Raw genomic sequence first — 25853 nt, 5'->3', positions numbered from 1 at the left:
TTTGCCTGATAGAGGGTGAAAGAAAATGGAGACGGGTATTGCAACGACGCCCTTTGGGCGGCGGCCGATGTCGCTTGCCATGCTGGCAGCGCAAAACGATTCACGTGAAATCCCCAAGGGCAGGGTCGTCGACAAGTGGCAGATCTACCGCAACCTCTGCGAGGGCAAGAGCATCGTCGGCATCGGCGATCGTGCGCTGGCCGTCCTGAATGCGTTGCTATCATTCTATCCTGATAGCGAATTGGGTGAGGAAAATGACCTCATCGTCTTTCCCTCGAACGCACAGCTGACGCTCAGGGCGCACGGAATGCCCGAGCCCACAGTCAGACGACACCTGGCGGCTCTTGTTGACTGCGGGCTGATCATCCGTCGGGATAGTCCGAACGGCAAGCGCTACGCGCGCAAGGGCAGAGGAGGGGAGATCGAGGAAGCATTTGGCTTCTCCCTGGCGCCGCTGCTGGCCCGCGCTCACGAGTTCGAGGCGGCGGCCGAGCGTGTTCGCGCCGACAACAGGGCGCTCAGGCTGATGCGCGAGCGGATCACCTTGCACCGCCGTGACATCCACAAGCTGATCGAGGCGGCTGTTGACGAAGATGTTCCAGGCGACTGGGGAGGCCTGTGGAAGCGCTTCCGCGGCGTAGTAGAGGCAATTCCGCGCCGAGCCTGCATTGCCGAGCTCGAACCGATCGTGGCGGATATGGCCGCATTACACGACGAAGTGGATAAGCTGCTGGAAAGTCATATGAAATCCACGTATCCAAGCGGCAATGACTCTCAAAACGAGCGGCAGCAATCTGATTCAAATACCGACTCTATTTTTGAATTTGAACCTGCTTTAGAGAAAGGCGGGGCGACGGCCGAGCCAAGGACGAAGATCGCAGAGCCCCCGAAAGCCTATCCGCTGGGGCTGGTGCTGAAAGCCTGCCCCGAAATTGCGGATTATGCCGTCGACGGGATCGGCAATTGGCGCGATCTGATGATAACCGCGGCCCAGGTGCGTGGATATCTGGGCGTTTCGCCCTCTGCGTATGAGGAGGCTTGCCATGTGATGGGCCAGGAGATCGCGGCGATCGTGATTGCCTGCATCCTGCAAAGGGCACAGCACATCAACTCGGCCGGCGGCTATTTGCGGGTACTGACCGAAAAGGCGACGGCAGGGCAGTTCTCTGTCGGGCCTATGTTGATGGCGGCGCTCAAGGCGAACGGCGCGACGGCGAAGATGACGGGATGACGATCGCCAATCCCGCAGCTTGTCGCTTTGCGCCTAGCTCAAAGCCAATGCGGCCTTGTGAATCTTTGGTTTCGCCGACCGGTGGTTGTCCGCGCAATCTGACCGAAAATGCACAAGGGCAGGGCAGTGTTCCGTAAGTCCTGTTCCCAATCATACGATGCTGGCATTGGATCAATGCTCGAGGTGGCGTCAGCGGTCCGCCGCTTGGTGCCAAAAGGTCGTTAAACAGGCCAAAGACTTGCCATGAGGGCCATTTGCTGCATCTATCTGAAACAGCTGCGACCAGTGCAGTCAGCCAAGCGTACATGTAGACACTTACGGCAAGGAAACACCTTTATGGCGACTGGAACGGTAAAGTGGTTCAACGCGACCAAGGGCTTTGGCTTCATTCAGCCCGACGGTGGTGGACAGGACGTGTTTGTCCATATTTCTGCTGTCGAGCGCGCTGGCCTATCGACGCTTGCTGACGGCCAGAAGGTCACCTACGAGATAGAACAGGATCGGCGGACCGGTAAATCGTCTGCCGGCAACCTGAGCAAGGCTGGCTGAACCAGGCACTCAAATTGGCAATCGCATCAAGCACGCAAGCTTCAGTGCACCAAGAGGACAGGTCTGGTGGCCTACCGGCATGTTGTTGAAGTGTCACCTTTGCTGACCCATATGCGCGTTGCGTCGGATGTTTCCTCCCATTCGTCCGGCGCGTTCCCCTCTGGAGGTTTTAACCTTCATACCTGGCCGGGCCTTGGTCCGGCCTTTTTCTTGCGCGCGAGAAACGGGTAAACTGAGGTGACGAGGCCCGGCGGTGATTGCGCGATCTCGCAGCCAGAATTGGGCAGTATCGCGTTGCCACTTCATCGGTGAAGGTCAGAGCGGTTAAGCCGATGGGTTATATTCGCGAGCCCGGCTGGCGAAGACTGACCTAAGGCCGTTTCTCGGCCTGCCATTCTCTCCGGTCATTCGAAGGACAATGGCAATTCGCCGCCTGCTTTTGCCGATATTTTCACAAGAGATGTGGAAGAATTGACTATTCTGCAGGCTTGTCGAAGACCATGGGCAACCCGCGTGTCGATGCCATCTCGACCACCAGTTCTTCGATAGCTTGGTCGGAAAGGCGGGTCTGCAGTATCGTACGAATCCGCTTGACCAGTTCGTGCACCGGCAAAGGCAAGAGATCCTCGGCATCATCGATAAGCCGACTGACTTCGATCACAACGTCAGCATCGATGTCGCTCGGCAAATTTCGCATATGCCATCTCCGATCGAGGTAAATATTGCCGGTCTACCTGCCCGTTGTCGAGAGGCGCGCTGTTCCGCTTCGACCTCAGTCGCTGCGTAGGATTTTCGCTTCTAACGCCGCTACAACGAAGGCCCGTCTCGCTACCGGCGGCTGAGCTTCACCACGCAGAACCTGAAGACATGCATCCATGGCCAGTTTTCGCTTGTTCGTCTGATGAGGGAAACTCCGCAGCAGGATCTCCGCCACGTCGAGCGCGCCGCCTTCCGGTGTCAGAATGTAGATGAGCAGATCTTCCAGGAAAGAACGATTTTCCGCCGTGTCCTCAAGCTGCAATGGCGCGAACCCGGTCGGCTGAGAAGGCTCCATCACCTCATAGCGACCGCCCAGCGCCCGGACAAAAATTTCAGCGCCGCGCATATAGTCGAAATAAACACATCGGGGCCGCGGCATGATGCGCATGGCTTGCGCCATCAGGAACGACAGCACCACGGTCTTGCCCGAGCCGGTCGGGCCGAACACCGTGAAGTGCCCGACATCGTGAACGTGGAAATTGAAGTAGTAGGCCGTCTGGCTGGTCGTTTCGAGCAAAGCGACAGGGCGTTTCCAATGCAGTCTCTCGCGTTGGCCCGAGGGGAAATTGTGTCCTGAAAAAAGACCGGCGAAATTGAGCGACGAGATTAAAGCACGTCGGGCGATGTAACTGAAATTTCCCGGCAGTTGCGCCCAGAAGGCGAGCTCCGTGTTCAGGGTCTCGCGGACCGGCACGATCGACATGCGCGAGAGCTCCGCCGTGATGTCGGATAGCGCGCGGTTGAGGCCATTCATGTCCGATGCCAATGCCATGACGCTCATGTGATGTTGTCCGAAAACGACTTCGCCGCCGGCCAGCTTGTCGGCGCCGTCGTGGACGGAGACCTCGACCGTCGTGCCCGCCTCGTCGGAACCCTCGACCTGGTTGGCGATGGTATTAATCCTGCGCATCGCCGTGACACGGTCTTCGATCGCGAAGCTCTGCGTCAGGACAAACTCATGTGGCAGGCGCAAGAGACCGTCCAATGAGCCCGGAGCGGTGAACGGCGGGTATTCCTTGATCGACACCACGGCGCCGAGCTTGGCTGCGTCCGGCCCGCGCAGTTCCAACGCCGACTTGCCGAAAAACAGCTGCCGCGTCGCCAGCACTTCGCCAAGGGACATGCGCGGCAAAGGCATTTCCACGTCGACGCCGCCGGCGAGGATTTTCGCCAGAAATTCGGCGGGCTCGGAAAAGAAACTGTCGCGGCGCTTCACGACACCGAGAAGACGCCCCCCATAAGCGGTGAAATCCTTGACCATCCCGTCGAGGATGTCATGCAGCTCGACTATTGCCTCTTCGCGGGTTTCCTCGCCTGCGGTGCTGATGCGGAATGCATTAAGCGCCTTGTCCACCCAGCCCACACGGCCGACCATCGGGCGGCGTATGACCGTCAGATACGCCTCGTTGACGAAAAGGTTTTTCGACCCAAGCTCATCCATGTAGCGGGCGTCGAGCTCGGCCACGAAAGGATTGTCAAAGTCGCCTTCGATCTCGGGCGTCACATGGCGGCGAATGATCGTTGTGTAGACCGCAAATCGAGAGGTCGACAGGTTGCGGAACGTCGTGTTGCGGTTGAACATGCGGCTGTTCAACTCGGCCTGGTCCATCGTCTGGAAGGGCAGGCCGCTGAGCTGGATGGCGCCGACCAGAAAACCGCTCTTCGTCACGATCAGATTGTCATCGACATGGCGAAGGTAGGGGATGTGCATCGCAGCGGGTTTTTCGCGGCGGCGCTCACGGCCAAATTTCAGGTCGGCATCGAGCCTCATGGCGAATAGCTCCTCGCGCCCCAAAAAGTAAGGTTCGCCACCGCTCCGCGTTTGGAGACCCGCCGCTCGAAAATATGAAACATATAGGGGTCGCGCTGGCACAGATATGCGCTAACCAGATGCACCACGCCGAACACGCCAAGACCGAGCATGAAGCTGCTCGTGGCGATAAAACCGATCACCGCCAGGATGCCATTCAGTGCGAAAACCTCGTAGCGCACCCCCCATTTCATCGGCGGGCGTGTCAGTGGCAGGCTGACCGGCTCGACATAGACCTCCTCGTCGTCCATGTCTCAGCTGCCTCCGGCGGTCGCGCGAACCGCATCCACCAGCTGGGCAGCGCCGAAGATCAGAGCGATGCCAATGATGATGGAAAAAGCCATCATCCACGCCAGCCGGCCCGTCATGGCGAGGAAGCCGAGAAAACAAACTGCGATGATGGCGAATGAGCGCGCTATGTTGCCCTGCAGAACGCCGACGAACCATTCCAGCACATTTTCGACTGGTGCCGCCGACTGGGCGTACGCAGTGGCTGGCGCGAGAGCTATTCCGACCGCCGAGGCCAAGGCCAGTTTCAGCGCAAATTTGCCCGCTTTCCTGTATTCCACCCTTGGCTCCTTTCAGTTGCCGAAATCCATGACATGACCGTCCTGCCAAGCGTCCTCGCTTGCTGCCGGAGCAGCCGCGAGCATTTCGGATTTGGTCAGGGCGGACTTCTTCACGACATCGCCGAACTTCCAGCGGTTGAGTATCTTCACGATGTATTCCGCGGTCTCCGGAGCCACCGGAATCCCTTGCGCCTTGTAGACGCTGTTGGGCCCGGCGTTGTACGCCGCCAGCATCAGCAGCGGATCCTGGAACTCGTCATAGAGGGACTTCAGATAGCGCAGGCCCGCCCGAACATTCAACTGCGTATCGCAACGGTCGCTCACGCCGAGATCGGCCGCCGTCCCCGGCATCAACTGCATGATCCCAAGGGCTCCGGCCTTGGACGGACCCTGATTGGCGCCGAGATCGCTTTCAGCCCACGCAATCGCCTCGGCCAGATCGGCGTCGAAGCCTTCGTCCTGCGCGATTGAACGCACAACTTCGGCGACTTCAGTACGGTTTCCGGTCTTGCACGCCCCAGGCCTCTGCGCCCCGACTGATGGAAGGGCTTGTGCCGGCGTTGCAAAGGCGACTACGACGCGGTCTGATGCCAGATCCCGGCCGTGCGCTTCCAAGGGCATTGTAGCGGCACACAGAGTAAGCAGAAGAGCTGTTCGAGTGTTCATACTGTCGCCAAAATTTAACACTTTACTATGGCTACACGAAGCCCTAGTAAAGTGTCAATACCCTATGCATCGCAGAGACGGATTTCGAATGAAACAGACTGCCCTTTGCACGGTTTTGCTGCTCCAAGGTGCCGTGGCTTATGCCGCCGGCGCCGACGCCCCAAATGCCTTCGCGCAGCCGTCGGAGCGGTACCTGCTTCAGTTTGCCAAGCCAGGCGAGAAGGTATTCGTCTATGAGCGCTACGATGCCAAAGGCGCGCTCTTTCAGCGCGACACGGCCGCCCTCAGCTCGCCGGTTAGGGTGCCGTCGGCGACCGAGCGCGTCATCAACGGCGTGGCCTATCGACTGCGCGGCCTCGCAGCCTGCCCAAAACCAAAGATTACCTACAAGACGCAGGAGTGGGACTGCACGAAGGCCGCGCAGGACTATGAAGAAGGAATCTACAACGATCGTGCTTCTGTCGTGCTTTGCAAAACCCTTGTGCTGCAGAGCAGGAAGGGGAAACCCGACGCCGTGTCGTGTTTTTCTCTCGTGGGTGCGGGCAATACAAACGACCCGTACAACGTCGCCTACGACGATGACGAAATGATTTTTTTCCATATGGCCGCGATCGGACGCAACAAGGACGGCAAGTCGCTGCGCCCCGATCTGGAGCACTCTGCCGACCTCGGTGGACAGTTCCAGGAATGAAACAGGCGCGCTTTGCAGTGATGGCCACATTTGCCGTGTTCGCATCGGCACAGGCGCAGGATGCCACCGGTTCAGCAGTCCCAACGCCCTTCGCGGTATCGAAATCGGCTCAACTTCTGACCGGAGATACCTGGCGCGACGGAGACCGCCTTTTCCGCCTCTATGGCGTGCAGTCATGTCTTCGCGGCACGTCGGCTGAACAGCCAAATGGGAACAAACTCGATTGCGGGAACATCTCGCTGGCGCACCTTGCTGCGCTGTTCGATAGCGCGGCGGTGACATGCCAGCCAATCGGCTACGCCCTCGACAAGGCGGCCTTTGTCGTGTGCGGTGCGCAGCTGAATGGCGAAACAATCGACGTCGGCACCGCGCTCATAGCGACCGGATACGCGTTTGCCGCAACGACAGCAAAAGGCAAAGCCGTCAATGAGAACTACCTCGTCGCAGAAATCAACGCTAAGATGAAACGCACGGGTTTGTGGGGCACGACGTTTCAGCATCCTGTTCAGCTGCTGCTAAATAAGCGGTCGGAGAGACAACAATGAAGCACGACGATGAGGCGCACAAATATTACTATCCCGTGGAAGGACGCGGTGACGGCGCTATTGGCGGAGCTGCGGCGTTCTTGGCGATCATCTTGGTGCCTGCAGGGCTGTATGCGGCCTGGAACACCGTGGCTGCATGGATTTCAGCACTCTTCTCCTAGGACTGCAGTTTCGTGAAAGAACCGAGCAACGCGCGCAAATCGTCGACGTCAATCTCGCACCAGCCATGAGCCGTCAGCCGTTGAAAGTAAGCAGCCTTCATTTTCATTTCCGCGATCGTGGCTACTGGAGCAATGGCAGCACGCCTTCGCACCGCGGCCTCTTCCGCTATAATCGCGTCCAGCTTTTGACCCAGCAGAACCGCATCCTTCCCCTCGGCCTCCATCGCTTGCTTGCCGAGACTTTCAAGCTCGGCGACGCTCTGACGATGTTTCGCAATCAGTTTCGCGACGCCTTCTGCCGCTTCCATCTGTCGGTTGCTGCAGACCAGTTGAATAGGCATCGTGTTGCTCCTGGCTTACATCGGTCAGACACAGATAGCGTGGAGGCGAGGAAAAATAGGGATGGCACCATCCCTATTTTGAAGCGACCAATTCTGAAAGACAGGGGGCGGGGGGCGCCTGCGTAGAAGGATTGGCTTCTGATGTTTCGTGCCCTGGTGGTCGAAGACCAGACGCTTATGCGTCTGGCACTGATGAACGAAGTGCAAGCAAGCTTCGAAGAATGCGTCGTTCTGGGCGCCGAAACGCTGAACATCGCGACCGTAGAACTTCAAAACAACCATTTCGACATTGTCGTGATCGATCCTGGCTTGCCCGGTTTTGATCCCACCTCACAAGGCGATCGCGTCGCTGTCGTCGATAGGATCATCGAGGCTTCACCCAGTGCCATCCATATTGTCGTCACCGGTTCCGATAACCGCTCCGAGGCAGATGGTTTCCGGCGAATCGGCGCCGCCGCCTATCTCGGCAAGACCGGCCTTGCGCCCGGCGTGTTCAGCGACGTACTGGACGACATTTCCACAAAGGGATTCTCCTTGCGCCTGTCGCGGGCTGTCATGACCAAGCCCGATTACCGCTTTTCCGTCCTCACACCGCGCGAACAGGAGGCCATCGACATGATGGCGCACCGCGCACCCGGCGTGAAACGCAAGGAGATCTTTTCGCTCATGGCCGACCGGCTCGCCATCGATGCCGGCTCGGCCGAAAAATACTACAAGCAAGCTCGCGCCAAGCTCATGCGGCAAGGCCATCCTCTTCCACAGGGACTGTGATCGCGATGGCCTCTCTAACCGTACATGGGATCAAGGTTCCCGTCGAACCGCAGGATGTTTCGCCGGTCATCTGGCGAGCGCTTCAAAGCCAGAGCTATGAAGCAAAGGAAGCGAAGTGGATCTTCAGGGCGGTCAAGGCGCGCGATCGCGTACTGGAGCTGGGGTCCGGCATCGGCATCATCACCGCACTGATCGCGAAAATCCCCGACGTTCAGGTGTGGGCTTTTGAAGCAAATCCCGCAACAGCGGAACTAGCCAAGCGTGTGATAGCGGCCAACGATCTCGACAATGTCAAATATTCCCAAGGTCTCCTCACAGCAGGTCCGCCGCGATCCTTCACCTTCTACGTTCGCCGCGACCTTTGGATGTCTTCCACGGACAAAGACCAGGGACCCTACGAGCGCGAACTTTCGATCGTCTCGGCCAATATTGATCGTTTCATCACCGATCATCGAATAAATGCCCTCGTCATGGACATTGAAGGTAGTGAGAAAGAGCTTCTGCAGGATGCCGAGTTGCCAGGCGTCGAGCGCATCTTTCTTGAGCTGCACGACCATCTCTATGGCCTTGACGGCATCCGCAACATCACGCTTGCGCTGGCAGAAAAGGGATTTGCCTACGATCCGCGGGGCTCCCGAGGGCCATGCGTGCTCTTCGCCAAGAACGATGGACCCCGCGAATACGAGGATGTCGAAGATGTTGCGTAATGCTCTCGCCGTCATATTCACCTTGGTCCTCCCGCTCGCCAGCGCCGCTGAGGAAATTCCCCTCGATCCCAACCAAGTGTCGGTCCAAGAGGCCAGCGGAAAGACTGTCGCGGTCTTTTCGGTAAAGCAGCTGCGGGCAGAGTTTCCGCAACAGACCTATGACACGCGAACCCCCTGGACGGGCGACAACGAGAAAATCGAATATCGTGGGCCACTGCTTGCAAACGTGCTTGCCAAGGCCGGAGTAACCGTCGCGCAGGAGGTGAAAGTCGTCGCCTTTGACAACTTCGTTTCCGATATTCGTATTGACGAAATCCGGTCTTATAATCCGATCCTGGCAGTCGAGCGCCGTTGCAACGAGACCGACAAGGCCAGCTCGCTCTGCCCGTCGGGCCAGGAGTTCCGCCCGATCAGCATGGTGGAGAAAGGGCCCATCTTCATTGTTTGGCCCTTCGACCAGTTGCCCGCTTCCTACGTTCCCGCAAGAAACTCGATCTGGGTGTTTTTCCCAGTCATCCTGCGCGCCACGCAATGAAGTTCTACAACGGCCGTCTGCTCGCTGTTCTGCCATATCTCGGTATGGCTGCAGCCCTTGGCCTGAGTGCGTGGACATTTATTCAATCGAACCGCTACCGTCAGGAGACGGATGCCATCCTCAATCAGACCTTCGAGATTCAGTGGCGCGCCGCACAGATTCGCGAGCGCCTTATACGGGTCTATGGCTATCTTCGCATTGCCGACGCGACGGGCAAGCTTGATGCGGACATCGATCGGCAAATGGCGCTGGTGAGCGTCAACGTCGCCCAGCTGGAAAACCTGCCCTATCTGAACCGTTTTTTTCCCAACCGTGACGCCGAACTCCTGGGCGGGGTTCGCCTGACCCTCGAGCAGAAAATCGCCCCCCTTGTGTCGGCGCGCAAAAACTACACACAAGCCATTGCCGACATGGCAAAGCTTGAACAGTCAATTTACGAGATCTCCAGCTCAACCGTTGATCACAGCGCCACGTTGCAGCAGACCGCCAGCATCGACATTGCGGCCTCGCGCAACTGGTTCATTTTCGCCATAGCGCTTGGACTCGGTGCCACCTTCTATCTCGTTATCCATCAGCGCTATTCCTCAGCCAATCGCCGTGACCAGCATATGCGCTCGTTCGCGTCGCTGTTTGCGCATATGACCCGGTCGCGTGTTACAGCCTTGCGTCTTTTCCTTGAGCACGCACAACCAGACAAGCAGCCTAGTGTTGAAATGCTTGACGCTGCGCGCGGTGCTGCCAACGAACTGGAATCGATCACCAACAGCGTGCTCCAGATCGCCTATGCACCACAAGATTCCAGCACCGTGGCGCTCGGCCAACTGCTTGAGGATCTCACGCGCGATCGCAGCAATTTGGTGCAAGTTCTGGTCGATACTAAAGCGCGTCTGCACCCCGTACCGGCGGCTCCCTTCCGGCTGGTGGTCAATGAGCTGATCGAAAACGCTCTAGCCGCGTTTTCCGGCGCCAGAAACGCACGAGTACTCATCTCCGCGACACTCAAACGACAACCATTCCTCCCGCGCAGTTATCTCGTGCTAGAAGTGGTCGACAAGGGCGCGGGCATGCCACCTGCAATTGTTGCAAAGGCAACTACCCCTTTCTTTTCAACGCGAGCTGGAAATCATACTGGCCTTGGACTGACCGCATGTTCCCAGATGGTCTCGACGCTGAACGGAAAGCTCGTCATCCATAGCGCCCAAGGTGTCGGTACAACCGTACAGGTCAGGATTCCTGTGCGTTCCACCGCAGCTCTGAAATGAGTATCTACGCCTCCGGCTGCGTCAGAAGCATGTGGTCAGTTGTTGGCGGGATCTTATCGGAAAAGAGGAAGGTCGCTGGATCAAGTTTCAACGACTTGCCGATCGCGGCAATCGTGTCCACGCTGATGTTGCCGCTGGCGCGCTCCAATTTCATATATGTCGCCTCCGCCACGCCGATGAGCTCAGCCATCTCGTAGCGGTGCAAAGTACGTCGTTGTCGCTCAAAATCGATGATGTGCGCCAGCCGCTTGCGGATCGCATTGTCGTCCAACCGATGCGCCCATTCCGGAACTTTCTTGCCGCCGGCGAGCAGTGCTGCAAAAGACAGTTGCAAGCCGTTTGCCATGATCTGCAGCGTCGTCAATGTGACATTATTTTTCTGACGCACGGTCTGGATATAGGTTCGATAGGCCAGTTTTTCGCCCTCGGCGGTCCGAAACAGCTCGGCCATGTGCATATGCGATATGCCACGTTTGGCTCTTTCCCGCTCGAGCGTAAGAGCAATGTTGGCGCGCAACGGGTTGTTGACCACGCCCGCGTCGTCTCGCTTCATAAATCGATGTAGTCGCACAAACCTGCCTTTTCGATCTGTCCTTTTTCGCGCGGATCATCCATAGTAAACTGTCAAATCCGCAGCGAGGAAAAGGCTATGACCATACTCAAATTCCTTTTGGTGGGTGCCGTCGCCATCGTGGGCGCCGCGTGTTTTCCATCCCAATCAAAAGCGTCGGAATGGGGCTGTCAGGTCCTCCTATGTCTTTCCGGCGACTGGCAGGGTACCCCCTCGTGCCGCCCGCCAATTTACAAGTTGATTGCGGCGATGGAAGCCCCGGGTTTTGATTGGCCGACCTGTCCGCAAGCCAACTCCAGCGCCGCGAGGTTCGAGAAGTATGAGGATTGCCCGCCTGGCTGGCAAGCAGTTGGCGGCAATGACTCCGATCGACCCGGAACGGGGCAAGTACGCAACTTCTGCCGCATCGCGTCCGACAGGCTCACGCTGCCCGTCACTTTCATGAATAGTCGCCTCGGCCAGAATCATGACGGATCTCGACAGGCCCAGATCGAAATCAAAGGTAAGTTGGTGACGGCAGAAATCCAGACCACGGGCAACGACAGAGGGCATTCCCTTGGGAGTGGCTCGACATACTTCACCATCTCTCGGCCGATGCGAGAAAAGCCCTGGTTCATCGAGTATGACGACGCGAACGGCATACGCCAGAAAAGCTGGTTCAATCTCAACATGCCATAAGCCAGGTGCTCACGCAGGGCGAGACCCTATGAGGGCCACAACTCAGGGAGGTTTTTAGTGTTCAAGGCGCTTTTTCTGGCCACTGTGATTATGAACACAGGAGTGTTGGCGACGGCTGGTCAGAGCGATAAGCCGCGATCAAACGTGGACAATCCTATGTGGCCCGCTTCACTGAAATGGGACTGCAAGACCGCTGCCAAAATCGTGTGTGAGCGTGATGGCAGTTGCTCAGTGGCTGAGGACCACACTGGATTTGTGCTGAACTACGGCAGCAACGAAGCTGAGTTCCCGGCCAGCAATGTCAGGATCAAACGCCACTATCAACAGACCGTGCAGGCAAGCCCTTTGCAGCAGGAAGTTAAAGTCGAGCTGGCCGACAATCGCGTTCTTTGGCTGACGGCCGTGGATGCCAGCCGCACTTATTCGCAAGCGTGGGTCGGCGCACTGAGCGAGTTGAAGGGTGGCGCGGTACTGATGGAATCCGAAGGGGTCTATTGCATGCCGCACAAGTGAGTGCGCCGAGAGGGGGAGGTGAGCGAAGGCCGATATGGTCTCACCTGGGACGCCGGCCACGGCGGTTCAGAAGAGTTCAGAGTCTCCACCCCAGTTTTAATCAGACGGTGAGCTGGTGTTAATTAAACTAGATCTGTCGAAGAGTAAGCCGTACTGTTGCAACAATGAAGAGTTGTCATTCGATTGCAACCGACAAGACTTACAGAGCGCGCCATTAATACGTTCAAAATTAAGAAAAACCCCGCTCATGGCAAGCTTCTGGAAGGTTTGGACGCAAGCTTCAAGTGCGGGGACTAGCAGCCCGAGGGGCCGCCCTGCGATTGTTGAGACCATATTTCAGTCCCCGTAGTTTATCCCGGGAGACTGGGCACGGCTGTCAATCGGCATCTTGCGGATGCCTTTTCCGGTGGCGGCAAAGCGGGGCGCGCAGGACTGGCAGCACGCGCCGCGATTCTACCATCACAGCCCGTCGCGCGTCGAAGGCTGGGCCTGGGCCGCGCATATAGTGAAGTTCCGGGCGGTATCGAGGTGCAACGAGTTCGCGGAAGTCCGAGACGAGTTGCGCGATCAAAATCCGGAGTTTCATGAGATTATCTCCTGCCGTGTCTACTACCAGGATACAAGGATTACATTTGGTCAAGATCGACGGTAGATCTATTGCACGAAGGTGCATCCAATACTTTGGCATTATCCGGCCTGGCGCTGGCGCCGCTCTTAGCGCTCGCCGTGATCGCACTCGAACTTGGAGCCAGCGTGATGATCCTCACCGGTTTCTTCCGCTGGCAGGGCGCGCTTGCGCTGGGCGCTTTTACGCGGATGTCGACGTCTATTGCGCTACGCTAATGGGAATTGCCCGCCCGCCACGAGCGTTTCATGGCAGCGAACTCTTTCTTCGAACACCTCGGTCTTGTCGGCGGCTTCCTTCTTGTCGCCTGGTTCGACCTCGACCCCTGACCCTGCCCTAGCTCATGGCGTCTGCGTCCATGATCGCCTGGGCAAAGGCCTCAGGTGCTTCCTGGGGAAGGTTGTGGCCGATACCGCCGCTGACAACGCGATGCGTATACTTGCCCGAGAACTTTTTCGCATACGCGGTGGCATCAGTGTGCGGCGCGCCGTTGGCGTCGCCCTCGAGCGTGATTGTAGGAACGGTGATAACCGGCGCCTGCGCAAGTTGCCTTTCAAGTGCGTCGTACTTCGCTTCGCCTTCGGCGAGGCCGAGCCGCCAGCGATAGTTGTGGATGACGATGTCGACGTGGTCGGGATTGTCGAAGGCGGGGGCACTGCGCTCGAAAGTGGCGTCGTCGAAGTTCCACTGTGGCGACGCGATCTGCCAGATGAGCCTGGCGAAGTCGCGCCGGTATTTCTCGTAGCCGGCGCGACCGCGCTCGGTGCTGAAATAGTACTGGTACCACCACTGCAACTCGGCTTTCGGCGGCAGCGGCTGCTTGCCGATCTGCTGGTTGCCGATCAAATAGCCGCTCGCCGAGACCAGCGCCTTGCAGCGTTCCGGCCAGAGTGCCGCGACGATGTTCGCCGTCCGGGCGCCCCAGTCACAACCGCCGATAACCGCCTTGTCTATCGCAAGGGCTTCCATCAGGGCGATGATATCGGAGGCGATGACGGACTGCTGGCCGTTGCGCGCCGTCGTATCGGACAGGAAGCGGGTCGGGCCATAGCCACGCAGATAGGGAACGATGACGCGACAACCGCTCGAAGCCAGCAAATGCGTGGCATCGACATAGGTGTGGATGTCATAGGGCCAGCCGTGAAGCAGGATAACCGGCGTGCCGTCGACCGGACCCATTTCGGCATAGCTGACGCTAAGCGCCCCGGCATCAACCTGCTTCAACGGGGGGAAACTATTGCTCATGTTGGCTGCCTTTACCGGATCCGTCGTGGCGGCCGCAGCCTTGGCCGACGCGATCAGCCCCAGCTCGGCGGCGGCCAACGTCATCGCCGTGGCGCCGATCAGATGGCGCCGACGAAAATCGACGGTTGCGGGTGTCTTGTCCGTGTCCATGGCGGATGCCTCCCACATTTTCAGTCTGACCGGCGTTTCGTGAGCACCGGTCGCTGATGCTAGTGCCAACGGCCGCGTCAGACTAGACTGACAGTCACGTCGATGCTTTTGCTCAACGCCTTGGAATAGGGGCAGATCTGGTGCGCTTCCTCGACAAGGGCTTGCGCGACATCCCGCTCGACGCCAGGCAGGCTCACGTTGAGGCGCGCGCGCAGGAAAAAGCCGTCGCCGCCATGGTTCAGGTCCACTTCGGCGTCGATGGTCGGGTCCGAGGCGAGCGTCACCCTGCGCTTGCGCGCCACGATGTCGAGCGCACCTTCGAAGCAGGCCGACCAGCCGGCCGCCAGCATCTGCTCGGGGTTGGTGCCAGGCCGTCCGGAGCCGGGCGGCGAGAACTTGACTTCGAGCTGGCCGTCGTCGCTGCGGGCGATGCCATGATCGCGGCCGCCTTGCGTGTGAGCCCTTCCTGTATACACGAGCTTCTCGCCCTGCGGGGCCGTTGCTGCTTGTGACATGGTCGTTCCTTTCGGTTTTCGAGGATGATTGGGAGAAAATTTCGGAGCTGGGTCAGGCTGCGGCGGCAACGCCGTATCGTGCTGCAGGAAGGCGATTGGACAGGTTGGGGAAGAGGTTCTGACGTGCCGCTTCGTAGGCGTCCCAGTCGGCGGCGTCGGGCAATGCGGGAATGGTCACCAGCTCACCCTGGTCGAAACCGGCAAGCGCAGCGTCGACCATGTCCTCGGCGGACATCAGGATCGCGCTTGGAAGGTTTTCGAGCGGCCTGCCGGAGAGGTCCCAGAAATCGGTGGCGGTGGCGCCCGGCAGCACGGCCTGGATGCGCACGTTGCTGGCGGCCAGCTCCTTGAAGAGCGACAGGCTGAACGCCAGAACAAAGGCTTTCGTGCCGCCATAGACGCCGTTCAGGGATTCTGGCCGGATGGCAACGATCGACGCGACGTTGATGATCGCCCCTCCGCCACGCGCTACAAAGGATGGCGCTGCAGCGTAGGTGAGGCGGGTGAGGGCGGTCACATTCAGCGCGACCATCCGCTCCATCGCGTCGACATCGGCCTCCAGCAATGGGGCGACCGAACCGATGCCGGCATTGTTGACCAACATGGTGATGCCCGGCTCGGTGGCGAGCAGCGTTTCGATCCGCTTCAGGTCGGTTCTGTCGTTGAGATCCGCGGCAATGACGTTGACGGCGCGGCCAGTCGCGCCGGCAATGCGTCCCGCCACCTCGTCGAGTTTTTTCTGGCTGCGCGCAACCAGGATGAGGTCGTAGCCGCGGCGTGCGAGCCTGTCGGCGTATATCGCGCCGATTCCCGAAGAGGCGCCTGTGATGACTGCGATCCCTTTGGAAGGAGTAGACATTTTATTCTCCGATCAAGTCTTGCGCCGCCTGGGGCGATGGATTGATGAATGCGCGGCCGGGGGGAGGACCCGGCCGCGCGAGCGGCAGTGAGCGGTGGGGGAGGGCCGCCCTGTCGCTGTTAGATCTGCTGGCGCAGCGGCCGGAACGCGGCGCGCAGCTCTTCGGAAAAGACTTTCGGCTGTTCCCAGGCAGCGAAGTGGCCGCCCTTCTCGAGCTTGTTGTAGTGAATGAGCTTCGGGTAGGCTTTCTCTGCCCAGCTCTTCGGCGCTGCGTAGATCTCATCGGGGAAGGCGCTCACGGCGACCGGCAGCTTGACGCCGCGAACGTCGAAGAAGCCTGCGCCATTCGAGATCTGCGTCGTATCCCAGTAGAGCCGGGCCGAGGAGACCGCCGTATTCGTCAGCCAGTAAAGCGTGACGTTGTCGAGGATGTCGTCGCGCGTCAGGCCCTCGGTTGCGCCGTCGAAGACGCGGGCGATGAGGTCATAGCTGCGGATGTCATGGTCGAGCATCCATGCCGCCAGACCGACCGGCGAGTCGGCGATGCCGTAGAGGCTCTGCGGCCGGTTCGACATTTCCAGCGCATAGCCCAGCCCCTTTCCGTAGAATTCAACCAGCTGGTCCCACGCATTGCGCTCTTCTGCGGTAACGTCGGCGGGAGGCGCCTCGTGGAAGGCCAGCGCCTTCGAGATGTTGGCCGGGACGGTGGCCGCCATGTTGGTGTGGATTCCGAGCAATCCTGCCGGCTGCTGCAGGGCCATGATCTCGGAGACCGCATTGCCCCAGTCACCGCCCTGCGCCACGTATTTCGTGTAGCCAAGGCGCTGCATCAGCGTCGCCCAGGCCTGGCCGATGGTGACAGGGGTCCAGCCGGGAGCCGTCGGCTTGCCGGAGAATCCGTGTCCGGGCAGCGAGGGGATCACGACGTGAAACGCGTCGGCTGCGCTGCCGCCATGCGCAGTCGGATCGGTAAGCGGGCCGATGATCTTCAGCTGTTCGATGATCGAACCCGGCCATCCATGTGTCACGATCAGCGGCAACGCGTTCTCGTGCTTTGAACGCACGTGAATGAAGTGAATGTCCAGCCCATTGATCTCGGTGACGAACTGGGGCCAGGCGTTGAGCCGTGCCTCCACCTTGCGCCAGTCGTGATCGGTCGCCCAGTACTGAGCGAGCTTCTGCACCGTCGCCAACTGCACGCCCTGGGAGTGGTCCGTGACGGTTTCCTTGTCAGGCCAGCGAGTCGCCGCCACGCGCCGGCGCAGATCGTCGAGTTGCTCCTGGGAGATGCTGACGGAGAAGGGGCGGATCGCTTCCGCTTCCGCTGCGCCCAATGCATTCGGAACCATGCTGATGACGCCGACTGCTGCCGTAGAGACTAAAAGCTCTCGCCTCGTGGGGGAAAGTAGATCTTTTGACATAATTTGCTCCTATGCAAAGAGAAAACTGATTTGACTTATGCATAGTTCTGTCGTCATCGACGCTTAAGCTATTGCACGAAGGTATCGGCGATACTTTTGGATTGGTCTGACGGCTGATTGCGCAACCTGGAGATGAACCGCGAGCGACGCGTGTGTGTCGACGCTGGAGCTGGACCGTGTTGCGCTAGCTAGCTAGGTGTGTCTGGCTTCTTAAATGCGGTCAGCGTCATGACGTCAGCGCAGCGGGCGCCAGGGTGCCCGCCGCGCTCAGATCGGCGCTGTACATTGTGGAGTCTGTCCAGCGCGACACAGCATAGACCCGGCGAGGCTGGCGCCTTGTCCGGCTCCCCCAAATGTCATTTGGCGGCGTCGACTGCTTCCAGAATGACCGCAGCCACTTCTTTCGGGTGCGACAGCATCGGAACGTGGCTCGACGCAATGGTTTTGACATGGGCGTTCATGACCTTCGCGCTGTCCGCGAGCAGCTTGGGATCTATCATCTGGTCATTCTTGGTGACGACCGCCCAGCTTGGCTTCGACTTCCAGGCGGCCGTTGTCACCTTCTCGTCGAAGTTCGCGCCGCGCACAGGGCCTTGTGTGATCGCTATCAGGTTGGACTCCGCCTTGGGAACATCGGGGGCGAAGTATTTGGCGATATCGTCGTGTGACAGTGTCAGAAAGCCCGCGGCATCAACCTGCGGGTGCGCCAATCCGGGCGGCGTGGGGTAGTTTTTGTTGAGATCGGACGTGGACTGACCATCGCCAGGGGAGAAAGCGGCGACATAGACCAGCGCCTTGACGCGGTCGTCATTGCCAGCCTGCGTAATGACGGTCCCTGCCCAGGAATGGCCGACCAGAACGACAGGGCCTTTTTGCTGCGCGATGGCGCGCTGCGTGGCGGCCACGTCGTCAGCAAGCGAGGTCAACGGATTTTGAACCGCGATAACGTTCAGGCCCTTTGCCTGAAGCAGTGGAATGACCTTGTCCCAGGACGAGCCGTCGGCGAATGCACCATGGACAAGAATGACCGTCGTGGGGGCAGTCTGCGCCAGTGCCGGTGTCGAACCGCCGGCAGCAGCGAGGAGCATGGCACCTGCAAAGATCGCGATGCCTGCGCGCCGAACGCCAAATTTTGAGACGGCAATCCTTGTCATCACTTCTCTCCTTCCCAGTCGGGGTTTGTATCCGTCGCTCGTGATGCCCACAGATGCCCTGCACACGAAGTCAGAGCCATTGCACGTTGGTATCGGCGATACCTTTGGATTGGTTCCAGATCACGGTGGACGGCATGGAGATCAGTCCGGGCTCAGGGTCAGACTTGGTCGCAGGCTACACCAGATAGCCGGACACGCCGTCCCACAATAATTTGAACGCCGTCACGATCAGCAATCCATAACAGGCTCTGTAGAGCTGACGCTGATCCAGCCTCCCATGAAGCCGCCAACCAAGCCAGATGCCGGCGGGAATGGCGAGCACACATATGGCCATTATGACCCAGGTGTTGCCTTCCGGTCTCGACAGCACCAGCCATGGCACCGCTTTGGTCATATTGCCAACAGTGAAGAACAAGCTCGTCGTCCCTGCATAGACTTCCTTGGTGAGGCCGAGCGGCAGCAGATACATGGCAAGCGGCGGTCCGCCCGAATGTGCCACCATGGTGGTGATACCCGACGTAAGACCTGCTGCGGCGGCCTTCGGCGAGGAGCGCGGACGGATCGTGACGTTCGCTCCTGCGGCAAACCAGAGGCCGACGAAGATCAGAGTGGTCACCGCCATCACGATCGAGATGGCGCGGTGATCCAGAATGTGAAAGAGCAGATAGCCAAGTCCGATCCCGACGACGAGGCCTGGCAACAGCAGCAAGAGGTCGGGTTTCGACCATGTCGAGGACTTCCAGTAGCGCAATGCGACCAGGTCCATCGCAACGAAAAGCGGCGCCAGAAGCCCACCTGCCGTCACCGGATCCATGACGATCGACAACAGCGGAATGCCAATGATGGCGAATCCACCGCCGAACGCGCCCCTCATAAAGGAAATCAGGAAGACGCCGGCAAAAGCGACAATTATCGTGGCGGCCGTCAGCTCCATGCGGACACTCCAGCTTCCCGTTGACTGTGTATTGGAGGTTCAGCCGAGCTGCGCAAGCAACAGCACCGCGGACTTGGGCCTCAAGGCGGTTGCGTCAATCGTTGAACCAGCGGCGCGCCTCGCGGTTGGCTTCAAGGCGCGACCGACCGATGTCTTTCAGCAGGTCGTCGCTCAGTTCGAGCAGGGCCTTGCGCGAGCGCCGCTTCTTCACCTGCCGCTCCAGCCAGGCCATCCTGGACGTGACTGAGAAAGCCGAATCGCAGGTCTGTTCGAGGTCGTGGTCCAGCCCCTTCGGCATCAGGTAATTTGTCTTGATCGTGGCCATTGTCGTATCCTTTGGCTCCAACTGAACCCTGGTAGAACTGGCCCGTCGCCGCAGAAGAATCGATTGCACGAAGGTGTCGGCAATACTTTTGGATTGGCCGTCGGTCGGGACCGACGAAACCGACACCAAGGCATAATAGACCTTTGCCGGACGCTGGCGCAGTTTAGCCGACAGGCTGGAAAGGATAGCGCATGAAGAGTGATCAGGGCGGCGTACTGGATGCGCTGCCGGCAATGGCGTGGACTGCGCTGCCCGATGGAAGCGTTGACCTGATCAATCGACGCTGGTGCGACTACTGCGGCCTCGGCTCGGGCGAGGAGCGCTGGGAGTGGCAGGCTGTGGTCCATCCGGACGATCTGGACGGGCTTCTTGAGGACTGGCGGTCGATCATCGCTTCCGGTCAGCCCGGTGAAATGGATGCGCGTATACACCGCGCGGACGGAGAGTATCGCAGGTTTCTCATCCAATGCAGCCCGGTGCACGACCAGGCCGGACAGCTCAGCAAATGGTGTGGAACCGCCACCGACGTCGAGGAGACAGTTAGGCAGCGCGAGTTCGATTTTCAGGCGATCGTCGACAGCATTCCAATTCCGGTTGCCGTCACATCGTCATCGGGCGACGTCGAGGCCCTGAACAAACCAACGCTCGACTATTTCGGAAAGACGTTCGAGGAGCTGAGGGGGTGGAAGGCGTCCGAAGTCGTGCATCCGGACGACCTCGAGCGGACGATCTCCGAGCAGATTGCTGCACACCAGGAGGGTAGCTCCTATCACGTCGAGAGTCGGCATCGCCGCTCTGATGGCGTATACCGCTGGTACAGTGTCTATGGCCTGCCTTTGCGGGATCGGCAGGGCCAAATCCTTCGCTGGCTTCATTTGCTGATTGATATCGATGACAGAAAGCGGGCCGAGGATGCGTTGCGCGAGAGTGAGCGCAAGGCGCGGGCCATCGTCAACGGCATTCCGGGTCTGGTGGCGACCCTGACGGCGGATGGTAAGACAGACGTGGTGAACTATCAGATGGCAGCCTACCACGGCCTGCCGCCCGACGAGCTCAAGAAATGGTCGACAAACAAAACGATACATGACGACGATCTTCCGGAAGCGACGGAGATATTCAACAAGGCGATCGCGTCCGGCGTGCCTTATGAGCTTGAATACCGGCTGCGGCGCTTCGATGGCATGTATCGGTGGTTCTACAGTCGCGGCATTCCGCTTCATGACGCTGCGGGCCGTATCGTCTGCTGGTACGCGTTGCAGACCGACATCGATGACAGGAAAAAGGCAGAAGAGTCGCTGCGCGAAAGCGAACGCAATACCCAGACGATCATGGACAGCATCCCGGCCGGGATCGGCGTACTAGGGCCAAGCGGTGAAGTCGAGGCTGTCAACAAGCATATGGTCGACTATTTCGGCAAGTCGGAGGAAGAGCTCAAGGATTGGAGTGCCATCGACATTGTTCATCCTGACGATCTACAGCGCGTCCTCGCGACAAGGCTGCACGCACTGACAACCGGAAAGGCCTATTCCACAGACCAAAGACTTCGTGGCGCCGACGGCACCTTTCGCTGGTTCCGGGTGCGAGGACGTCCGTTGTACGACGGCGACGGCAATATCCTGCGGTGGTATCTCGTATACGCCGAAATTGACGAAAAGAAGCGCGCCGAGGACGCGCTCGCAGCGAGCGAACGCAACCTCCAACTCATAATCGACACCATCCCCGCACTGGCCTGGTCGGGACGTCCCGATGGCAGCGACGAATTCCTGAGCAAGCACTATGTCGAATATGTCGGCCTGTCGCCTGAACAGGTGCCGGGCTGGGACTACAAGACCGCGCTGCATCCCGATGACTGGGAACGCCTTGACACGACTTGGAAAAGCGCGGTCGTCCGCGCTGTACCTATGGAGGCCGAAGGGCGGCTTCGCCGACATGACGGCAAATATCGGTGGTTCCTCTTTCGCGCCAACCCATTGCGGGACGACAACGGAAACATCGCCAAGTGGTACGGGGTAAGCACCGACATCGACGACATGAAGCGGGCGCAGGAAGCATTGGCGACCAGCGAGCGCGACCTCCAGGCGACTCTCGACACTATTCCGGCAAGGGTTGGCGTTTTCAGCGATGACGGAACACGCGTATCCGTCAACAAACGTACGGTCGAGCTGAGCGGCATCCCCGCAGTCGCCGATTGGCGGCTCGTTTTCCATCCCGACGATCTGCCGCTTGCCGAGAGTCGATGGAAGGAATGCCTGACCACCGGAGAGGACTTTGAATGCGAATACCGCGCCCGCATGGCTGACGGCACGTATCGCTGGCATCTGGGGCGTCGGGTGCCCCTGCGCGACGACACAGGGAAGATAATTCGTTGGTACGGCATCGCCCACGACATTGAAGATCGCAAGCGCGCGGAGCAGGCCTTGCAGGAAAGCGAGCGCCAGTCTCGCCTGATCGTCGACAGCATCCCGGCCAGGGTCGGCATCTACGATACAGAGGGAAACCGCATTTCCGCCAACAAGCGGGCACTCGAACTGAGCGGCTATGCCATTGGGTCGGATTGGAGAGAAGTTTTCCATCGAGACGATCTCGAACGCGCAGAGGAACTCTGGCGTGCATCTCTGGCGAACGGCGAGCCGTTCGAATGCGAATATCGCGCGCGCATGGCTGACGGGACGTATCGCTGGCACATAGGGCGCCGAGTGCCGATGCGCGACGAGACCGGAAAGGTGATCCGCTGGTATGGTGTCAGCACCGACATCGAGGATCGAAAGCGCGCCGAGCAGGCGCTGGCGGCGAGCGAACGCGAATTACGTCTGATCCTGGACTGTATTCCTGCAAGGGTCAGCGTCCACGACACCAATGGCATCCGTGTTGCCGCCAACAGGCAGTCGATCGAGCTCAGTGGCCTGCCGGGGGATGCCGATTGGAGGGAGCTGTTCCATCCGGATGACGTTGGGCTCGCGGAAAAGCTATGGCGCGAGAGTCTGGCCAAAGAAGAGCCCTTCGAGGCTGAATATCGCGCGCGGATGGCGGATGGCACCTATCGCTGGCATCTGGGGCGCCGGGTGCCGATCCGCGACGAGACAGGAAAGGTGATCCGCTGGTACGGCGTCAGCTCCGACATCGAGGATCGAAAGCGCGCCGAGGAGGCGCTGGCGGCGAGCGAGCGCAATCTGCAGCTTACCGTCGATACGATCCCAACACTTGCCTGGGCGGCGCGTCTGGATGGCACCGCCGAGTTCCTTAACAAGCATTATCTCGACTATGTCGGCCTTACCGCCGAAGGGGCGCAGGATTGGGGCTGGGCGGCCGCGGTCCATCCCGAGGATATGACTGGTTTGGCCGATACCTGGCAAACCATCATGGCTTCGGGAAAACCGGGAGAGACCGAAGCGCGGCTGCGGCGCCATGATGGCGAATACCGGTGGTTCCTGTTTCGCGCCAATCCGCTGCACGACGAACATGGCAAAATCGTCAGATGGTATGGCGTCAACACCGACATCGAAGACCGCAAGCGCAGTGAAGAGGGTTTCCGCGCCATCGTGGAAACGACGCCCGAATGCGTGAAAGTCGTAGCCCGCGACGGCACGGTTCTGCGCACCAATGCGGCCGGCGCGATAATGGCAGGTGTGCCATCCATAGATAACGTCATCGGGCAGCGGTTTTTCGACTTCGTGGCTCCCGAGCACCAAGAAAAATATCACCAGTTCCACGAGAAGATCTGCGCCGGCGAAAAAGGCTTCCTGGAATTCGACCTCATCAATGCGCAAGGCGTTCGCCGGCACATGGAGACGCACGCCGCCCCGCTGCGCAATAGCGATGGCTCAATCGCACAGCTCGGTATCACGCGCGACATGACGGCGCGCAAGCGAGCGGAAGACGCCCTCAGGCGCAGCGAGGCGTTCCTGGCGGAAGGCCAGCATCTCGCACGTATGGGCAATCTTTCCTGGCATGTCACCAGCGGCGAGATCATCTGGTCTGAGCAACTTTACCGCATCTTCGAGTTTGAGCCGGACACGGTCATTACGCTCGATCGGATGGCCAGCCGCGTCCACCCCGAAGACATGCCGATGATTGTCAATACGGTCGAGCGGGCGCAACGCGGCGATCGCGAGTTCGAATGCCAGCCCCGGATCGTGCTGCCCGATCAGTCGGTCAAATATCTGCACCTGATCGCGCACCGGGCTGGATGCCACGGCGATGGCCAGATCGAATATATCGGCGCCGTTCTCGACATAACGCAACGCCGGCTTTCGGAAGAGGCGCTCGAGAAGCTTAGATCGGAGCTTGCGCAGGTCACCCGCATCATGAGCCTCGGCGCCTTGACGGCCTCGATCGCCCACGAGGTCAACCAACCGCTGGCGGGCATCATCACCAATGCCAGCACGTGCCTTCGCATGCTGGCCAGCGACCCGCCCAATGTCGACGGAGCGCAGGAAACAGCGCGGCGCACCATACGCGACGGCAAGCGGGCGGCGGACGTGATTGCGCGATTGCGCGCCTTGTTTACCAAGCGCGCGGTGACCTCCGAGCCGGTCGATCTCAACGACGCAGCGCAGGAGGTCGTCGCACTGCTATCGGCGGATCTGCAACGCAACCGCGTGACGCTGCGCATAGAGCTGGCTGACGAACTGCCGATGGTTGCCGGCGATCGCGTCCAGCTCCAGCAGGTAATCATGAACCTCTTGCGCAACGCGGCGGATGCAATGAGTGACATCAAAGACCGGCCGCGGCTTTTGCAGGTTCGGACCGCAGGTGACGAAGATGGACAGGTTCGCCTTACCGTGCGCGATGCGGGCATCGGTTTTAGCCCCGAAGGGGCCGAACGGCTGTTCGAGGCGTTCTACACGACAAAGAGCGATGGAATGGGTATTGGCCTCTCCGTCAGCCGCTCGATCATAGAAAGACACAATGGACGTCTTTGGGCGCAAGCCAATGATGGCCCCGGAGCGACATTCGCGTTTTCGATCCCGCATTGTTCGACGGATGCAACCTCTGTCGACGATGTTGCCATGACCAAGGTGGCGCATGGCAATACCCAAATCCCATCGGAGTTTTCATGAAATTAGCGCATCCCCTCGTGTCGATCGTTGACGATGACGAATCCGTACGCGAGTCTCTCCCCGATCTGCTCAAGGAGCTCGGCTTCAGCGCCAAGGCGTTTTCCTCGGCTGAAGAGTTCCTGCCATCTGACTACGTCGGCCAAACCAGATGCCTGATCCTCGACGTCGCTATGCCTGGGATGACCGGCCCGGAATTGCATCTTGAGCTGCTGCGCCGCGGGCAGAGAATTCCAACCATTTTCATCACGGCTCTCAAGGATGACACTGTGCGGCCGCGTCTGATCGAGCAAGGGGCTGTAGACTGCCTGTTCAAACCGTTCACAGAGGACGCTCTGCAGGAGGCTTTGAATTCGGCGCTACCGCCGGACTGATGCGCGCAGCTTGATAGGCATGTGGCAAGGGGGGTAATAATAGCTGTGCATACGAACTTGGCGAATGCACCCGTGGACTTAGAGAGCTGACTCCTATGCCGCAGGAAATCCCGCTCGTCTTCGTTGTCGACGACGACATTTCGGTCCGAGAATCGCTCGAACTGCTGATACGATCGGCAGGCTGGCAACCCGAAATGTTCGAGTCGGCGCAGCAATTCCTGTCCCGCCCGAGGGCGCTGGTTCCGAATTGCCTTATCCTCGACGTCAACCTTCCAGATTTGAACGGCCTGGATTTGCAGAAGCTGGTTTCTGTGGAACGGACCGAGATGCCCATCATCTTCGTCACCGGCTACGGCGACGTGCCGATGACGGTAAAGGCAATGAAGGCGGGTGCCGTCGAGTTCCTGACCAAGCCTTTCAGCGAAGAATCGATGCTGGCGGCCTTGGAACAGGCTCTCGATCGGAGCGGGGCAGCGCTTGCCCTCGAAATCGAGATGCAGGTGCTGCGCGACCGCCACGCATTGCTCAGCCGCCGCGAGCAGGAGGTGATGGCCCTGGTCATTACGGGACTGCTGAACAAGCAGGTGGCGTATGAGCTAGGCATCAGCGAGATCACCGTCAAGGCACACCGAGGCAGAGTGATGGAGAAGATGCAGGCTGCGTCATTCGCCGATCTCGTCAACATAGCCGGCAGGCTACGCATCGGCCATTAGGGTTGCGCCGGCCACGGTCGGTTTCTTCGACACCAACACCAAACCGGCGCTTGCGGTACGAGATCCATGGCAATCTCGCATCAGGTGACCAACCGGAAGGACTGACCTGTGGGCAATGTCAG

The 25853-nt window shown here is 59.4% G+C and carries 29 protein-coding genes; 15 read left to right on the top strand and 14 right to left on the bottom strand.

Features of this window, described 5'->3' with window-relative positions; translation table 11 throughout:
- Positions 1 to 25 precede the first annotated feature (25 nt).
- Positions 26 to 1231: a plasmid replication protein RepC gene (gene repC / locus H0241_RS30055; RefSeq protein WP_181061393.1), complete on the top strand. Its 1206-nt coding sequence runs from the start codon at positions 26 to 28 to the stop codon at positions 1229 to 1231.
- 336 nt (positions 1232 to 1567) lie between these two features.
- Entirely contained in the window at positions 1568 to 1780 is a 213-nt protein-coding gene (locus H0241_RS30050; RefSeq protein WP_181061392.1) for a cold-shock protein, read from the top strand.
- A gap of 475 nt (positions 1781 to 2255) precedes the next feature.
- Here the strand turns inward: H0241_RS30050 and H0241_RS30045 are convergent, their stop codons facing one another.
- From H0241_RS30045 to H0241_RS30025, 5 genes are all read right to left on the bottom strand, one after another.
- The gene (locus H0241_RS30045; protein ID WP_111543961.1) at positions 2256 to 2477 is read right to left on the bottom strand and encodes a hypothetical protein; all 222 of its coding nucleotides are present in this window, start codon (positions 2475 to 2477) and stop codon (positions 2256 to 2258) included.
- A gap of 75 nt (positions 2478 to 2552) precedes the next feature.
- Positions 2553 to 4412, bottom strand: coding sequence for a VirB4 family type IV secretion/conjugal transfer ATPase (locus H0241_RS30040; RefSeq protein ID WP_210285129.1), 1860 nt, complete (start codon positions 4410 to 4412; stop codon positions 2553 to 2555).
- Positions 4307 to 4600, bottom strand: a complete 294-nt coding sequence (locus tag H0241_RS30035) for a type IV secretion system protein VirB3 (protein ID WP_023720449.1) — start codon at positions 4598 to 4600, stop codon at positions 4307 to 4309. Before H0241_RS30035 ends, H0241_RS30040 begins: the two co-directional genes overlap by 106 nt.
- Before the next feature lie 3 nt (positions 4601 to 4603).
- Positions 4604 to 4918 (bottom strand): TrbC/VirB2 family protein, encoded by a 315-nt coding sequence (locus tag H0241_RS30030; protein WP_023720448.1) that lies wholly within the window; start codon positions 4916 to 4918, stop codon positions 4604 to 4606.
- Between the two features lie 12 nt (positions 4919 to 4930).
- Entirely contained in the window at positions 4931 to 5539 is a 609-nt protein-coding gene (locus H0241_RS30025; RefSeq protein ID WP_181061390.1) for a lytic transglycosylase domain-containing protein, read from the bottom strand.
- A gap of 133 nt (positions 5540 to 5672) precedes the next feature.
- Between H0241_RS30025 and H0241_RS30020 the strand changes: the two genes are divergently transcribed.
- From H0241_RS30020 to H0241_RS30010, 3 genes are read left to right on the top strand one after another with little or no spacing between them, the layout of a single operon-like run.
- Positions 5673 to 6275, top strand: a complete 603-nt coding sequence (locus tag H0241_RS30020; protein WP_181061389.1) for a hypothetical protein — start codon at positions 5673 to 5675, stop codon at positions 6273 to 6275.
- Complete coding sequence (locus H0241_RS30015; protein ID WP_181061388.1) at positions 6272 to 6820, top strand: thermonuclease family protein; 549 nt, start codon at positions 6272 to 6274, stop codon at positions 6818 to 6820. The genes H0241_RS30020 and H0241_RS30015 overlap by 4 nt, the downstream gene beginning before the upstream one ends.
- A complete protein-coding gene (locus H0241_RS30010; protein WP_181061387.1) occupies positions 6817 to 6981 on the top strand; it encodes a hypothetical protein in 165 nt (54 codons plus the stop codon). The genes H0241_RS30015 and H0241_RS30010 overlap by 4 nt, the downstream gene beginning before the upstream one ends.
- Here the strand turns inward: H0241_RS30010 and H0241_RS30005 are convergent.
- The gene (locus H0241_RS30005) at positions 6978 to 7322 is read right to left on the bottom strand and encodes a hypothetical protein (protein WP_181061386.1); all 345 of its coding nucleotides are present in this window, start codon (positions 7320 to 7322) and stop codon (positions 6978 to 6980) included. The genes H0241_RS30010 and H0241_RS30005 overlap by 4 nt on opposite strands.
- A gap of 141 nt (positions 7323 to 7463) precedes the next feature.
- Here H0241_RS30005 and H0241_RS30000 point away from each other — a divergent pair, with 141 nt between their 5' ends.
- Genes H0241_RS30000 through H0241_RS29985 form a run of 4 tightly spaced genes read left to right on the top strand, consistent with a single transcriptional unit; the run spans position 7464 to position 10597 of the window.
- Positions 7464 to 8093: a response regulator transcription factor gene (locus tag H0241_RS30000; RefSeq protein WP_181061385.1), complete on the top strand. Its 630-nt coding sequence runs from the start codon at positions 7464 to 7466 to the stop codon at positions 8091 to 8093.
- A gap of 5 nt (positions 8094 to 8098) precedes the next feature.
- Positions 8099 to 8800: an FkbM family methyltransferase gene (locus H0241_RS29995; protein WP_181061384.1), complete on the top strand. Its 702-nt coding sequence runs from the start codon at positions 8099 to 8101 to the stop codon at positions 8798 to 8800.
- Positions 8790 to 9335 carry a hypothetical protein gene (locus H0241_RS29990; protein WP_181061383.1) on the top strand — a complete coding sequence of 182 codons (546 nt, stop codon included), beginning with the start codon at positions 8790 to 8792 and terminating at the stop codon, positions 9333 to 9335. The genes H0241_RS29995 and H0241_RS29990 overlap by 11 nt, the downstream gene beginning before the upstream one ends.
- Positions 9332 to 10597: a sensor histidine kinase gene (locus H0241_RS29985; RefSeq protein WP_181061382.1), complete on the top strand. Its 1266-nt coding sequence runs from the start codon at positions 9332 to 9334 to the stop codon at positions 10595 to 10597. The genes H0241_RS29990 and H0241_RS29985 overlap by 4 nt, the downstream gene beginning before the upstream one ends.
- 4 nt (positions 10598 to 10601) lie before the next feature.
- Here the strand turns inward: H0241_RS29985 and H0241_RS29980 are convergent, their stop codons facing one another.
- Entirely contained in the window at positions 10602 to 11150 is a 549-nt protein-coding gene (locus H0241_RS29980; protein WP_181061381.1) for a helix-turn-helix domain-containing protein, read from the bottom strand.
- 96 nt (positions 11151 to 11246) lie between these two features.
- On the opposite strand from H0241_RS29980, the gene H0241_RS29975 reads away from it, so the two are divergent.
- The 3 genes from H0241_RS29975 (at position 11247) to H0241_RS36275 (ending at position 13202) form a co-directional block, all read left to right on the top strand.
- A complete protein-coding gene (locus H0241_RS29975) occupies positions 11247 to 11846 on the top strand; it encodes a hypothetical protein (RefSeq protein ID WP_181061380.1) in 600 nt (199 codons plus the stop codon).
- Between the two features lie 57 nt (positions 11847 to 11903).
- Positions 11904 to 12359, top strand: a complete 456-nt coding sequence (locus H0241_RS29970; RefSeq protein WP_181061379.1) for a hypothetical protein — start codon at positions 11904 to 11906, stop codon at positions 12357 to 12359.
- Between the two features lie 657 nt (positions 12360 to 13016).
- The gene (locus tag H0241_RS36275; RefSeq protein ID WP_328824894.1) at positions 13017 to 13202 is read left to right on the top strand and encodes a DoxX family membrane protein; all 186 of its coding nucleotides are present in this window, start codon (positions 13017 to 13019) and stop codon (positions 13200 to 13202) included.
- Positions 13203 to 13320: 118 nt separating this feature from the next.
- On the opposite strand, the gene H0241_RS29960 is transcribed toward H0241_RS36275, so the two are convergent.
- The 7 genes from H0241_RS29960 to H0241_RS29930 all read right to left on the bottom strand — a co-directional run bounded on the left by H0241_RS29960 (position 13321) and on the right by H0241_RS29930 (position 19587).
- Complete coding sequence (locus tag H0241_RS29960; protein WP_181061378.1) at positions 13321 to 14379, bottom strand: alpha/beta fold hydrolase; 1059 nt, start codon at positions 14377 to 14379, stop codon at positions 13321 to 13323.
- Positions 14380 to 14456: 77 nt separating this feature from the next.
- Positions 14457 to 14894: an organic hydroperoxide resistance protein gene (locus H0241_RS29955; RefSeq protein WP_181061377.1), complete on the bottom strand. Its 438-nt coding sequence runs from the start codon at positions 14892 to 14894 to the stop codon at positions 14457 to 14459.
- Between the two features lie 52 nt (positions 14895 to 14946).
- Positions 14947 to 15753 carry an SDR family NAD(P)-dependent oxidoreductase gene (locus tag H0241_RS29950; protein WP_181061376.1) on the bottom strand — a complete coding sequence of 269 codons (807 nt, stop codon included), beginning with the start codon at positions 15751 to 15753 and terminating at the stop codon, positions 14947 to 14949.
- Between the two features lie 119 nt (positions 15754 to 15872).
- The gene (locus H0241_RS29945) at positions 15873 to 17174 is read right to left on the bottom strand and encodes an epoxide hydrolase family protein (protein ID WP_181061375.1); all 1302 of its coding nucleotides are present in this window, start codon (positions 17172 to 17174) and stop codon (positions 15873 to 15875) included.
- A 356-nt stretch (positions 17175 to 17530) separates the two neighbouring features.
- The gene (locus H0241_RS29940) at positions 17531 to 18328 is read right to left on the bottom strand and encodes an alpha/beta fold hydrolase (protein ID WP_181061374.1); all 798 of its coding nucleotides are present in this window, start codon (positions 18326 to 18328) and stop codon (positions 17531 to 17533) included.
- 175 nt (positions 18329 to 18503) lie between these two features.
- The gene (locus H0241_RS29935; protein WP_181061373.1) at positions 18504 to 19262 is read right to left on the bottom strand and encodes a sulfite exporter TauE/SafE family protein; all 759 of its coding nucleotides are present in this window, start codon (positions 19260 to 19262) and stop codon (positions 18504 to 18506) included.
- Positions 19263 to 19356: 94 nt separating this feature from the next.
- Complete coding sequence (locus H0241_RS29930; RefSeq protein WP_235984553.1) at positions 19357 to 19587, bottom strand: DUF1127 domain-containing protein; 231 nt, start codon at positions 19585 to 19587, stop codon at positions 19357 to 19359.
- A 191-nt stretch (positions 19588 to 19778) separates the two neighbouring features.
- Between H0241_RS29930 and H0241_RS29925 the strand changes: the two genes are divergently transcribed.
- From H0241_RS29925 to H0241_RS29915, 3 genes are all read left to right on the top strand, one after another.
- The gene (locus H0241_RS29925) at positions 19779 to 24647 is read left to right on the top strand and encodes a PAS domain-containing protein (protein WP_181061372.1); all 4869 of its coding nucleotides are present in this window, start codon (positions 19779 to 19781) and stop codon (positions 24645 to 24647) included.
- A complete protein-coding gene (locus H0241_RS29920; protein WP_181061371.1) occupies positions 24644 to 25018 on the top strand; it encodes a response regulator in 375 nt (124 codons plus the stop codon). The genes H0241_RS29925 and H0241_RS29920 overlap by 4 nt, the downstream gene beginning before the upstream one ends.
- 95 nt (positions 25019 to 25113) lie before the next feature.
- Entirely contained in the window at positions 25114 to 25731 is a 618-nt protein-coding gene (locus H0241_RS29915; protein WP_181061370.1) for a response regulator transcription factor, read from the top strand.
- Positions 25732 to 25853 lie beyond the last annotated feature (122 nt).

It is taken from the genome of Mesorhizobium neociceri (assembly GCF_013520985.1).
Classification (GTDB): Bacteria; Pseudomonadota; Alphaproteobacteria; order Rhizobiales; family Rhizobiaceae; genus Mesorhizobium; species Mesorhizobium neociceri.
The sequence above is the reverse complement of the archived record's forward strand: the minus strand, read 5'-3'. Positions and strand labels throughout refer to the sequence as shown.